This window comes from Candidatus Didemnitutus sp. (assembly GCA_019634575.1).
GTDB lineage: Bacteria > Verrucomicrobiota > Verrucomicrobiia > Opitutales > Opitutaceae > Didemnitutus.
Genome location: JAHCAY010000001.1, coordinates 2,380,784 through 2,393,998, shown reverse-complemented (window position 1 = coordinate 2,393,998; position 13,215 = coordinate 2,380,784). Strand labels below are relative to the sequence as shown.

At 69.0% G+C, this 13,215-nt stretch carries 8 protein-coding genes; 7 read left to right on the top strand and 1 reads right to left on the bottom strand.

Features of this window, described 5'->3' with window-relative positions; genetic code table 11:
* Positions 1-53: 53 nt before the first annotated feature.
* Together KF715_10170 and KF715_10165 are read left to right on the top strand one after the other, a co-directional pair.
* Complete coding sequence (locus KF715_10170; GenBank protein ID MBX3737045.1) at positions 54-3,170, top strand: TonB-dependent receptor; 3,117 nt, start codon at positions 54-56, stop codon at positions 3,168-3,170.
* A 2-nt stretch (positions 3,171-3,172) separates the two neighbouring features.
* Positions 3,173-4,231, top strand: a complete 1,059-nt coding sequence (locus KF715_10165) for a TlpA family protein disulfide reductase (GenBank protein ID MBX3737044.1) — start codon at positions 3,173-3,175, stop codon at positions 4,229-4,231.
* Positions 4,232-4,252: 21 nt separating this feature from the next.
* Here KF715_10165 and KF715_10160 read toward each other — a convergent pair whose 3' ends face one another.
* The gene (locus KF715_10160; GenBank protein MBX3737043.1) at positions 4,253-5,752 is read right to left on the bottom strand and encodes a PLP-dependent transferase; all 1,500 of its coding nucleotides are present in this window, start codon (positions 5,750-5,752) and stop codon (positions 4,253-4,255) included.
* Between the two features lie 154 nt (positions 5,753-5,906).
* Between KF715_10160 and KF715_10155 the strand changes: the two genes are divergently transcribed.
* The 5 genes from KF715_10155 (at position 5,907) to KF715_10135 (ending at position 13,127) form a co-directional block, all read left to right on the top strand.
* Positions 5,907-6,938, top strand: coding sequence for an alpha/beta fold hydrolase (locus tag KF715_10155; GenBank protein MBX3737042.1), 1,032 nt, complete (start codon positions 5,907-5,909; stop codon positions 6,936-6,938).
* Positions 6,939-6,942: 4 nt separating this feature from the next.
* The gene (locus KF715_10150) at positions 6,943-9,423 is read left to right on the top strand and encodes an aspartate kinase (protein ID MBX3737041.1); all 2,481 of its coding nucleotides are present in this window, start codon (positions 6,943-6,945) and stop codon (positions 9,421-9,423) included.
* 147 nt (positions 9,424-9,570) lie between these two features.
* The gene (locus tag KF715_10145; protein MBX3737040.1) at positions 9,571-10,008 is read left to right on the top strand and encodes a hypothetical protein; all 438 of its coding nucleotides are present in this window, start codon (positions 9,571-9,573) and stop codon (positions 10,006-10,008) included.
* A gap of 71 nt (positions 10,009-10,079) precedes the next feature.
* The gene (locus KF715_10140; protein MBX3737039.1) at positions 10,080-10,382 is read left to right on the top strand and encodes a hypothetical protein; all 303 of its coding nucleotides are present in this window, start codon (positions 10,080-10,082) and stop codon (positions 10,380-10,382) included.
* A gap of 258 nt (positions 10,383-10,640) precedes the next feature.
* Positions 10,641-13,127: a recombinase gene (locus KF715_10135; GenBank protein ID MBX3737038.1), complete on the top strand. Its 2,487-nt coding sequence runs from the start codon at positions 10,641-10,643 to the stop codon at positions 13,125-13,127.
* Positions 13,128-13,215: the final 88 nt, after the last annotated feature.

Sequence of the window (13,215 nt, the reverse complement as noted above, 5' to 3'; positions counted from 1 at the left end):
CCCGCTTTCGTTTTCGGTTCGTCACAACAAGTGGCCGGCCCTTCCGGCTCACCATGTCACCTCGTCATCTCTTCGCGTTGCGCCGGTTCGCCGGCTTCCTCCTCGTGCTCCTGTTCGCCGTCGGCCTGTCCGCCGCCGAGCCGGTCCGGAAGAACTTCGACGTCCCCGCCGGCGACGCCGCGGCCACGCTCCGGCAATTCGCCGAGCAATCCGGCGAGCAGGTCGTCTTCCTCGTCAACAAGGTGCGCGGCGTCGCGACCAAGCCCGTGCGCGGCGAGTTCACCGCGCGCGAAGCGCTCGCGCGGATGATCGCCGGCACCGACCTCGCGCTCGTGCAGGACGAGCAGACCGGCGCCCTCACCGTCAACCGCTCCGCCCCTGACGAAAAAAACGACGCAAGCCGTCCGGCTGACAGCGGGACGGCGCAGGTCAAGGACGGCGCCGTGGTGCTCGACCGCTACGAGGTCACCGGCATCCGCGAGACCGGCATCGTCAACCAAGGCGTCGTGCCCCGCCGCGAGAACGAGGGCGTGCGCTACACCGTGATCGATCGCGCCGAGATCGACCGCTCCGGCGTGACCAACCTGCCGGAGTTCTTCCGCAGCCTGCCGAGCAACACCAGCTTCGGCACCGGCTCGCAGAACCTCGCCGCCGTGCAACTCGGCCAGACGGGCGGTTTTCCGTTCTCCTCCGACGGCATCAACCTCCGCGGCTTCGGCGAGAGCCAGACGCTCGTGATGATCAACGGCCGCCGTCTCTTCGGCGGCGAGTTCGGCGGCGCCGACGTCAGCCGCATCCCGCTCAGTGCGGTCGATCGCATCGAGATCCTCGCCACCTCCGGCTCCGCCATCTACGGCGCCAACGCCGTCGGCGGCGTGATCAACATCATTCTCCGCAAAGGCTTCTCCGGCTCCGAGGCCAGCCTGTATCTCGGCGCCGCGCGCGGTGGCGCGGAGGAAGTCCGCGGCAGCGTCTTCCACGGCCGCCAGTTCAACGACGGCCGCACCTCGCTGAATCTCTCCTTCGAATACAACCGCAAGAACGCCCTCCATCTCAGCGACCGCCGCTATTGGGAAGTCGCGCTCGAACGCGTGCCGCCCGGCGCGCCGACCTACCTGCGCGACGTCCTCCGCAACGCCCAATCGCCGCTGCCGCTCGTCACCGTTTCCAGTCCCGCCCTGCCGCCGCTCGGCATCCCCGGCGCGCCCACCGCCGCGTGGGCCTACGTGCCCGCCGGCTCGAACGGCGTCGGGCTCACGCCCGCCTCGTTCGCCGCCAACGCCGGCCAGCCGATCCGCGACCTGCCCTCGATCGGCCGCGCCAAGCTCGTGGCGCCGAGCGAATCCTACGCCGCCTTCGCCTCGCTCGAGCACATGTTCAAGAACGGACTCTCGTCCTACAGCGAACTGAGCTGGCGCTGGGCCGACACCAGCGTCGGCGCTTATCGCACGCTCACGGTGATCAACCTCGGGGCCAACTCCCCCGTGAATCCCTTCCGCACGAACGTCACGCCGGGCTTCGTCGGCAAATCCATCTCCGTGCTCGTCGATCCCATCGACCTGCCCGACAGCTTCTCCGAGAGCGACAAACTCACCTTGCGCGCCGTCACCGGTCTCAAGGGCAAGTTCGAGCTCTTCGCGCGTCCGCTCAACTGGGCGGTGGACTTCTCGGGCGACCGCAACGACGCCCACTCGGACGCCACCACCTATCACCTGCTGCTCGCCCCGGCCGTCGCCGCAGGCTTCTACAACCCCTTCCGCGATCTGCGTGGCGCGCCGCCCGTCGCGGAATCCGAGCTGGCCAAGCTCCGCGGCCTCGACACGCGCAACGAGGTCACCGAGATCGCCGCCACCAACTGGCGCGTGAACGGCGAGCTGATGGAAATCGCCGGCGCGCCGACGAATTTCTCCCTCGGCTTCGAAGTGCGCTTCGAGCACCTGACGTCCGACACCCAGCTCCGCTACGGCGACTACGCGCTCCTGCCCGGCTCCGCCTACGCGGATGAGGACGTCAACGGCAACTCCTCCCGTCGCGCCATCGCCGCCTACGGCGAAGTCCAGGTCCCGCTCATCGCCGAGCGCAACCGCCGCCCCGGCCTGTGGGCGCTCGATTTCTCCGCCGCGATCCGCCTCGAGCGCTACGACGATTTCGGCGCCGCCGCGCCGCCGATGGTGGCGTTCAAATACGCGCCGCTGCCCGATGTCGCGCTGCGCGCCAGTTTCAGCGAGGGCTTCCAGCCGCCGCGCCAGTCCGACCTCTACGCTCCCGTGCAGGACATCGGCCCGATCACATTCGGCATCGCCACCGATCCGCTCCGCGGCGACGAACCGGTCGAACCCGAGGTCTACCTCGTCGGCGGCAATCCGAACCTGCGGCCGGAAACCAGCAAGACCTGGGACCTCGGCGTCGTGTTCACGCCGCGCCGAATCCCCGGCCTGACCCTCAACGTCGCCTACTACCGCTACGACAAGAGCGACGTCATCACCTACCCGAACGAGCAGGACCTCGTCACCTACGTGCCCGACCGCATCGTGCGCGGCCCGCGCCTGCCCGGCGATCCCGCCGGCATGCCCGGCCCGATCATCGAGATGGACGCGCGCCCGGTGAACCTCTCGCGCCTCATCACCTCCGGCTGGGACGTCAAGGCCGACTACCGCCGCGAGCTCTCCTCGACGCGCAGCTTCGGCGGATCGGTCGAAGGCACCTACGTGTTGGACTTCAAGCAACGTTCGGTCGACGAGCAGCCGTTCGAGGACCGCGCGGGCGACGTCGATCTGCTCGGCGACGGCCCGGTGAAGCTCCGCGGTCGCGGTCGCGTCTGGTTCAACACCGGCCGCTTCTCCGCCAGCTGGACCGCGCGCTACATCCATTCCTACGAGGGCGACACCAACACCCCGAAACCCTCGCGCCCGACCCGCACCGGCACCGACGGCGACAAAATCCCCAGCTCCACCGAGCACGACGTCCAGTTCAGCTACTCGTTCCCCGCGCGCGTCGGCGAGCGCACCGGCTGGCGCGACTGGCTCGCCGGCACGAAGCTCACCCTCGGCGCCTTGAACGTCTTCGATCGCACGCCGCCGCTCCGCACCGCGCGCATCAACCTGTGGCACAGCCTGCTCAACGACCCGCGCCAGCGCTTCGTGTATCTCGAGGCCACCAAATCCTTCTGACCATGCGCCGCCCGCTCCTGATCGCCCTGTTCGCGGCCGCCGCCGCTTGCCTCGCCGCTGAACCCGCGGCCGATCGTGCCTGGACCGAATTCGAACAGGTGCGCAACGTTCCCATGCCCGCCGGCGCCACCAAGGCGGAAAAGAACGCATGGTGGGAACGCAAAGTGGAAGGCTTGCAGCGCCTCGGCACCGCCTTCCTCGACACCTATCCGCAGGATGCCCGACGCTGGGCGGTGGCCGTTTATCTCCGCGAGTTTCGTCCCTGGCCCGATCCCGCCGCCGCCGCGCCGCCCTTCGACGCCCGCCTGCACCAATTGATCGTCGAGGCCGTCGAGCGAACCGACGTGCCGATGGACGTTCGCGAAAAGGCCTCGTTGCTCCTGCTCGATGAGGAAACGATCCGCAGCGGGGAGAGTCCCACGGCCGCGCAATTGCTCGCGATCCAGCGGCGGCTCGACGAGCACGTCAGCCGCTTCGGCGCGAATCAGGAGGCCCGCCTCATCCAGCTGCGCGCGCTCGAGCGACTCGAGAGCCTGGACCCCGCCGCCGCCGGCGCGATCGTGGAGCGTCTCGCGGTCAGTCCGCACGCCTTGCTGCGCGAGGTGGCGACGCGGCGGCAATTCCTGCGCCTGATCGGCCAGGCGCCGTTCGAGCTGCGCTTCATCGCCCTCGACGGCCGCGAGGTCGATTTCGCGCAGCTGCGCGGCAAGGTCGTGCTGCTCGATTTTTGGGCCACTTGGTGCCAGCCCTGCCTCGTCGAGTTGCCCCACCTCCGGCAACTGCGCGACACGCACGCGGCCGCCGGTCTCGAGATCGTCGGCGTCTCGCTCGACCGGGTCGGCACCCGCGCGAAACTGGAGGCCTTCGTCCGCCAGCACGGGTTGACCTGGCCGCAGCATTTTCTCCTCAACGCCGAGGGCCGGAACGAACTCGCCGAGCGTTTCGCGATCACATCCATCCCGTCCGTGTTCCTCTTCGACCGCACCGGGCGGCTCGCGGCCGCCAACGTCCCGCCCGAGCGGCTCGATGCCGAGATCGGGCGCCTGTTGCACGAAGGCTGAGCGCGCCGCGCGTCCGGCGTCTTACTCCAGCGCGGCGTCGAGCGCCGCGACGATGTCTCCCGCCGGCTCGGTGCCGACCGACAGCCGCAACAGTTCCGGCGGCAGTCCGGCGTCGCGCAGCGCCGTGCCGCCGCCGCGATGCGGCAGCAGATCGTAGTGCGCGAGGTAGACGTAAGGACAGATCAGGGTCGTCGCCATGCCGAAGCTCGGGCCCTTGGGTAGCGTCAGGCGGTCGTAGAATCCGGCCAGCGCACCGCGCAGCGTGAACGAGACAACCGCGCCGACGGCTTCCGGCGAGCGCGCGATGCGCGCGTAGTTGTCCCGCGTGGTCCGCTGCTGCGACCACCACACGCGTTCGACGCGCGGATGCCGTTCGAGGAACGAGGCGACGAGAGGCGTCGTGGCATTGATGCGCCGCACTACGTCGGGCGCGGTTTGGATTTCCGCGGCGAGGCGCGCCAGATCGCGGGCGTAGGGCGGATCGAGCTCGTCGCCGAGCACCGCGCGGAGCGCGTCGGCGTCCGGCCCGGCGGGATTGATCACCGCGGCGCCCGCCATCACGTCGCCTTCGTGCGAGGAGTATTTCGTCAGGCTGAACGCGGCGATGTCGGCGTGCGGCAGCACATCGACGTTGAACGGCGAGGCGATCGCCGGGTCGACGATCACGCGCGCGCCGTGGCGGTGCGTCAGCGCCTTGATCGCGGCGAGGTCGCCGGTCTGGAGCAGCGGATTCGTCGGCGCCTCGGTGACGACGCCCGCGATGCGTGAGCCGTGTTCCGCGAAGAGTTTTTCCAGCGCCGCGAGATCGGTGACGTCGTGCTGCACGAGGTGATCGCGCGCCGGCTCGGGCGTGAACTTCTTCAGCAGCGCGATCGTGTCGAGGTAGAGCCAGCCGAGCTGCACCCACGCCGTGCGTCCGCGCGCGCCCTGCACGCGCGAGATGGCGCGGAACGCCGCGTGCATCGCGCCCATGCCGCTGCCGGCCAGAAACAGATCGCGCGCCGTCGCGCCGCCGAAGAGCGGCAGCAGCGCGCCCTCGATCGCCGCGCGGGCGTCGCCGGCGAATAATAGCTCGCCGACCACCGCGCGTCGACCGAGCCGCGCAAGCGCATCCTCCGCGCCGCGCGAACTGAGCAAGCCGCCCGTGTGCTGGAGCCAGAGCTTGGCGCGCGTGGCGAGTTCCGGTTCGGCGGCGTGTAATACGACCGCGATGCCGCCATGCGCCGTGGCGCGCGCGCGATCCGCGCCGAGTTGCGCGACGAGCGCGGCGGCGGCGCGGGCGTTGAGCACGGGCCAGGCTTGTTCGCCGGGCTTCGCCAGATCCTCCGCGAGCAGGCGCGTGAGCTCCTGCACCAGCGGGTGCACTGCGAATCGCGGATAGCCCGCGCGCATCGCCTCGAGCACGCGCGCGTCGCGCTCCTCGTAGCCGATCACGTCCGCCATCGTCGGCAGGCTGCACGAGACGGAGTGCAGCGAGCCGGGAATGGGCGTGCCGAGCGGCAGGGAGCGGAAAACGGACATGCGGCGATTGGCGCGCAGCCCGCGCGGCGTCGCAACACGCGGACCGGTCACCGGCGCCTGATTCCATGTCATATCGCGAATGAGCCGAAAGGCGTAGAGCTATGACTTGGTGGGGCGTTGAGACGGTGTCGTGCGTTTGGTGCGCTCCACCGCCATGGCCACTCGATGTCCTGCCGCAGCGCCGCAGCACTTCATCCTCGCGCTGCCGGACCTCCGGCTGGCGCGCGGCGGAGTCGTGCGCCGGCATCGCATCGCAGCGTGGTGGTGGAGTCGCGAGGGCGATACGCCGGCCGAGCCGTTGCCCGATGTGCCGGCTGTGTTGCTCGTGCACGCGCTCACCGGCAGCGCGCAGGCCGGCGGCGAGGACGGCTGGTGGGAGCCGCTGATCGGTGCGGGCCGCGTGCTCGATCCGGCGAAGCATCGCATCCTCTGTTTCAACAATCTCGGTTCGTTCTACGGCAGCAGCGCCCCGGGCATGCCAGGTTGGCCGAAGTCGAAGAAGACGCAGCTCACGAGCGTCGATCTCGCCGGCGCGATTTTGCAGGGACTCGACGCGCTCGGCCTGAAGCGCGTCGAACTCGCCGCGGGCGGCTCGCTCGGCGGCATGGTCGTGCTCGCTCTCGGCGCGCGCGACCCGCAGCGCTTCGCGCGGCTCATGCCGATCGCGACCAGTGCGACCGTGACGCCGTGGACCGTCGGCTGGAATCACGTCGCGCGCGGCGCGCTCCGCCTCGATCCCGGTTATCCGCACCACGCCGCGCGCGGTCTCGAGGTGGCGCGCCAGATCGCGATGCTCACCTACCGCGCCGAGCCCGGCCTCGCGCAAAAACAGACCGCGCGCACCATCGGCAGCTATCTCGAGCATCACGGCAAGAAACTCCACGGTCGCTTCACCGCGCAATGCTACGAGTCGCAGCTCGACGCGATGGACTACCACGACCTCACCGCGCCGTTGCCCGGCACGCGCGGCCCCGCGCTCGCGCGCATCACGGCGCCCGCGCTGGTGGTCGACGTCGACACCGACCAGCTCTTCACGCCCGCGCAATCCGAGCTGCTCGCGCAGCAGTTGCGCGCAAACGGCACGAAAGTCGCCCGCGCCACGCTGCGCAGCCCGCACGGCCACGACGCGTTCCTGCTCGAGTGGGAACAGCTCGAGAAACACGTGCGCCGCGCGCTGACCCTTTGACCTCATGAGCTCCTGGCAGATCTACAAATTCGGCGGCTCGTCCGTCGGCACACCCGGCCGCCTGCCGCGCGTGCTGGATCTCATCGCCGCCGCGCCGAAACCGGTGGCGGTCGTCGTCTCCGCGCCCGGCGACACGACGGATTGGCTCATCCTCGCCGCCCGCTCCGCCGCCGACGGCGAGATCACGCAGGCCCGCAGCGAACTCGGTCGCGTGCGCGAACTCGCCGCGACCATCGCGCGCCCGGTGCTCACGCCGCATGGTCTCCGCGCGTTCAAGGCCGACCTCGACGAGGTGCTCACGCCCGTCGAGCGCACGCTCTCCGGCATCGAGCTCACGCGCGAATGCTCGCCGCGCTCGCTCGACGCCGTCATCAGCGCCGGCGAACGAATCTCCGTGGCCCTCGTCGCCCGCGCGCTCAGCGAACGGAATTGCCCCGCGAAAGCGATCGACGCGCGCGACTTCGTCGCGACCGACGCCACCTTTGGCAACGCCGCCGTCGACAAGGCCGTCACCGCGGAAAAGTTCAACGCGCTGCTGCCGTCGTTCACCGGCCTCACGCCGATCGTGACCGGCTTCATCGGCCGCACGCGCGACGGCCACACCACCACGCTCGGTCGCAACGGCTCCGACTACACCGCCACGCTGCTCGCCGCGCTGTTCAAGGCCGAAGCCGTCACCGTCTGGACCGACGTGCTCGGCGTGATGACCGCCGACCCGAATCTCGTGCGCGAAGCCTCTCCGGTCGACCGGCTCTCCTACGACGAGGCGCTCGAGCTGGCGTATTTCGGCACGCGCATGTTTCACTCGCGGACGATCATTCCGTTGCGCGAATGCGGCGCGGCGCTCGTCATCCGCAGCACGACGCATCCCGACGCGCCCGGCACGCGCATCGATGCCACGGGCAATCCCGACCCGGCGCGTCCGACGTGCGTCACGAGTCTCGAAAACCTCTCGCTCATCGGCGTGCAATCGCGCCGCACGGGCATCGGCCGGCCCGTCGTCAGCCGCGCCGTGGCCGCGCTCGACGCCGAGGGCGTGCGCGTGTGGCTCAGCACCGAGTCGACGCTCGGACAGACTTTCACCGTGGTCGTGCCCGTCGCGGACGAGGCGCGCGCGAAGGAAATCCTCCAGCAGGCGCTCGCCGCCGATCTCATGCGCGGCGATCTCACGCTCGGGCCGGTGCTTTCGCCGGTGTCGCTCGTCACGCTCGTCGCCGAGTCGATGGGTCGCCGCCCGAATGTCGCCGGCCGCATGCTGCATGCGATCGGCACCGTCGGCGTGTCCGTGCGCACGATGGCGCAGGGCGCCTCGGCGCGCAGCATTTCGGTCGTCGTCGACGCCAGCGAAACCGCGCTCGCCGTCCGCACCGTGCACGCGGCCTTCAATCTCGCGCACGCGGAGCTGAACGTGCTGCTGCTCGGCAAGGGCATCGTCGGCGGCAGCCTCTTGAAACAGCTCGCGGCGCACGGCGACGCGCTGCGCTCGCAGCACGACGTGAACGTCCGCCTCGTCGGCCTCGCCGGCAGCCAGGGCGGCATTTTCCATGCGCCCGGCTACGCGCCCGGCACGGCGGCAAAGACGCTCGCCGAGGCGAAGTCGCGCCGCGCGGTGGCGGAGCTGTTGCCCGAGCTCGCGCGGCTGCCGAATCCGGTGCTCGTCGACTGCTCCGCCTCGCCCGGCATGGAGCACATCTACATCGCGGCGTTCAATCTCGGCATCAACGTCGTCTCTGCCAACAAGCAGCCGCTCGCGCTCCCGCGCGGCGAGCGCGAGGCGATGTTCGCCGCGGCGCGCCGCCACTACCGCGCCTATCACTACGAAACGACCGTCGGCGCAGCGCTGCCCGTGATCGAGACGCTGAAAAACCTCGTGCGCACCGGCGACGTCGTCGTGCGCATCGAAGGCGCGTTCTCCGGCACGCTCGGCTTTCTCTGCGAACAGCTCACGCAAGGCGTCCCGCTCTCCGCCGCCGTGCGCAAGGCGAAGGACCTCGGCTACACCGAGCCGCATCCGCGCGACGACCTCTCCGGTCTCGACGTCGCCCGCAAGGCGCTGATCCTCGCGCGCGAACTCGGACTGCAACTCGATCTCGCCGATGTGAAGCTGGAGCCGTTCGTCCCCGCGGAACACCTGCGCGAGGACGACCCGGAAAAGTTCATCGACAAGCTCGCGGCCGCCGACGCGGCGTTCGTGGAGCGCGTCGCGAAGTTCAAGGCCGAGGGCAAGCTGTTGCGTTACCTCGCGCGTATCGAACCGGGTGCGAATGGCTCGTCAGTTACGGTCGCTCCCGTTGGCGTCGACGCGGCGCATCCGGCGTCGGGCCTGCGCGGCGCGGAGGCCTTCGTGGCATTCCACACGGAGCGCTACAGCCAGTTCCCGCTCGTCGTGCGCGGCGCAGGCGCTGGCGGCGACGTCACCGCGTCCGGCGTGCTCTCCGACATCCTCCGCCTCGCGCAAAACCTCCGCACCGGCCGGGCGAACTGACGTCCGAGGCACGGCCGCGGCGAATGGGACGCGAGACACCGCCACCTCGCTGGTTCCGTCTTGAGCCAGCGCTAGCTTCTGGCTCCTTTTGTCCGGGCCACGCGCGGCGAGTTTCGCCGCAGCGAATATTCACGACATCCTGAAAACATGCATCCCGTCATTGGAGGTATCTTCGGCTTGGGTGGTCCCGAACTGCTTTTGATCCTTATCATCCTTGGCTTCGCACTTGCGTTTGCCGCCATCCCCGCGGTGCTCGCCTACCTGGTGCTGAACCGTATTCCGCCGCAGTTCCGGCGGCAGAGCCCCGGCCTCGCTTTCCTTCTGCTGATCCCGTTCTTTTCGCTCATCTGGAATTTCTTCGTGCACCCCAAGGTCGCCGAATCGCTGAAAGCTTATTACGATGCACACGGTGCGCATTCGCACGGTGATTGCGGCGGCGGGCTCGCGCTGTGGATGTGCATCTGTTGCGTGGGCGCGTTCATCCCGTTTCTCGGATTTGTCGCCGGCATCGCCGGCTTGGTGCTCCTGATCATGTTTTACGTGAAAGCGTTTGAGCTGAGTTCGCGCATTCCGCCGCTCGTCTGACGCCGGCGGAGGAGCCGCCCTACGCAGCCCTGCGTATGGCTCCCGCGGCCCGAGCCCGCTAGACTGCGGCCATGGACGACGAGGTCACCGTAGCATCCGCGCCGCTCCGGCGCGTGGGGACGGCCGAGGGAGCGCTGCATGTTGCGGCGTTCGCGGCGGCGTTCGTGCTGCTCGGGCGCGCGTTCGAGTCGGACATCGCGTTCGCGGTTCCTCCGGCGGCGGGAGTCTTCTGGGCCGGCTGGTATGGCGCGCTGCGCGCGGCGCGGGTGCGCGACTGGTTCGGACGTTGGGACGCGGTGTCGTTCGGCTTTGTGGCGAGCTACGCGGTGGTGCTGGCGCTCACGACGCAAGCAGTGGCGTTGCGTTGGCTGTAGCTGAGAGCTGAGAGCTGAGAGCTGAGAGCTGAGAGCTGAGAGCTGAGAGCTGAGAGCTGAGAGCTGAGAGCTGAGAGCTGAGAGCTGAGAGCTCGCGCCAAGCGCGGCGAACAAACTCCGAAAAAATTGGCCAGAACTTTTTCCGGTTTTCCGCGGAAAAAGCTGCGCAGAAATTTGCGCGTCACCGACGCGATAAGCCAACCGATGATTAGCGGCGTCGCGTCCGCGTTCGTATGATGCGCGCTTCCCCGCACGAACATGACTGCCGCAACTTTACTCGCTCGCTTCTCTTCCCGCCACGCCACCACCGCCATCGCCGCCGCCGACCGCCGGGTCGTCAAGCGCGACGGCACCACGATGCCGTGGGACAACGCCAAGGTCACGCGCGCCGTCGCGCTCGCCTTCTTCGAGGTGAAGAACGGCGCCGCCGACAATCCCGCGCGCGCCAATCCCGACGCGCGCTACGGCCTCGATGCCGACACGTTCGCGCGTTGCCAGGCGATCGCCGCGCGCGTCGGTCGCATGATCGAACTCGTCTACCGCCAGGGCCGTCACCCGACGATCGAGGAGGTGCAGGATACCGTCGAGAAGGCCATCGCCGCCGACGGCGAGTGGGAGGTCGCGCGCAGCTACATCATCTACCGTGCGAAGAAAGATGCCAATCGCCTGAATCACTACACGGAGAACGGCCTCAGCGACTACATCGCGACCGCGAAATACGCGCGCTACCGCCGCGACCTCGGTCGCCGCGAGTCGTTCCCCGAGGCCGCGCGCCGCGTGATGGGCATGCACCTCGAGCACTTCAAGGACCGCCTCACGCAGAAACTCCCGCCGCCTGACGACCGCTCGCCGGTGCAGCCGGGCGACCGCCGTTTCCTCGCGGAGTGGCTCGCCGGCGGCACGCTGCAGGACGCGATCCACCGCGCGTTCGGCGCCGTGGCGATGAAGCGCGTGCTGCCGTCGATGCGCTCGCTGCAGTTCGGCGGCGACGCGATCCTCAAGAACCACGCGCGCCTCTTCAACTGCTCGTTCAGCCCGGTCGATCGCGTGGAGTTTTTCCGCGAATACTTCTTCCTGCTGCTCGCGGGCACGGGCTGCGGCTTCTCGGTGCAGCGCCACCACGTCGAACTGCTCCCGGCGCTGCCGGTGCGCGGCGAGGAAATGGAGCTGCGCGTCGAGCACTACACGATCGAGGACACCATCGAAGGCTGGTCCGACGCGCTGCACTTCCTCGTGCGCAGCCACTACGAACACTTCAAGGCCGAGTTCAATTTCTCCGCGATCCGCCCGCGCGGCGCGGCGCTCGTCACCGCCGGCGGCAAGGCGCCCGGCCACCTGCCGCTCAAGCAGGCGCTGATCGACGTCGAGGCGATCCTCGCGACCGCCTCGGGCCGCAAGCTCCGCCCGATCGAGGTCTACGACATCTGCATGTTCACCGCGCGCGCGGTGCTCAGCGGCGGCATCCGCCGCTCGGCGACGATCTGCCTCTTCTCGCCGGATGACGAGGAGATGATGTCCGCGAAGACCGGCAACTGGTTCGAGAAGAACCCCCAGCGCTCCGCCTCGAACAACTCCGCCGTGCTGCCGCGCGGCGCGCAGGACGACACGCTCTTCCGCCGCCTCTTCGCCGCGCAAAAGGAGTTCGGCGAGCCCGGCTTCTACTTCGCCGATCATCCCGACTACGGCTGCAACCCCTGCTGCGAAATCGGTCTGCATCCGGTCGTCGGCGGCGCGCTCGACGACGAGGCGGAGGTCGCGAAGCTCCGCGCGCTCGGCTACACCGGTTCGGTCGAGCCCGGCACGCGGCTCTCCGGCTGGCAGATGTGCAATCTTAGCACGATCAACGGCGCGGCGCTGCAGACCGTCGATGACTTCCTCGTCGCCTGCATCCAGGCCGCCGTGATCGGCACGCTCCAGGCGTCCTACACGCACATCCCGTATCTCGGGCCGGTGACGCGCTACCTCAACGAGCGCGACGCGCTGCTCGGCGTCTCGATCTGCGGGTTCATGGACAACCCGGAAATTCTCTTCAACCCCGACGTGCTCGAGCGCGGCGCGCGCCTCTGCCGCGCGGCCAACCAGATCGTCGCGTCCGTCATCGGCATCCGTCCGGCGGCGCGCGTCACCTGCGTGAAGCCCGAGGGCACCGCGTCGCTCCTGCTCGGCGCGGCGTCCGGCATCCATCCGCACCACGCGCGGCACTACTTCCGTCGCGTGCAGGCGAACCGCAAGGACCCGATCTACCGGCATTTCCACGCCAGCAATCCGCACATGACCGAGGCGTCAGTCTACCGCCCGGAGACGGACGACGTGATCACCTTCGCCGTCGAGGCGCCGGCGCACGCCATTCTGCGCGACGAGATCGGCGCGGTGGATTTCCTGCACTTTGTCCAACTCGTGCAACAACACTGGGTGCTCAACGGCGAGGCGCCCAACTCGCGCTCACCCGGTTTGCACCACAACGTCTCGAATACTTGCACGGTGAAGAACGAGGAGTGGAGCGCGGTCTCGGAGTTTATCTGGAAGCACCGCGAGCACTTCACTGGCGTGTCGCTGCTCGGCCACGACGGCGACAAGCGCTACCCGCAGGCGCCGCGCGAGTCGGTGACGACCGAGGACGATTTCGCGAAGTGGAACCGGCTGAAATACAATCCGGTGAACTACACCGAACTCGTCGAGCAGACCGACGAGACGAAGCTCAAGGAAGTCGCCGCCTGCGCCGGCGGCGCGTGCGAGCTGACGTAAGCGCGACCTTTGTCGCGTTCGGATCGAGGTAGCCCCCGACCTCCGGGCGGGGGCTGAGGATCCGCGCGCCGAGCACCCGCGCCCGGAG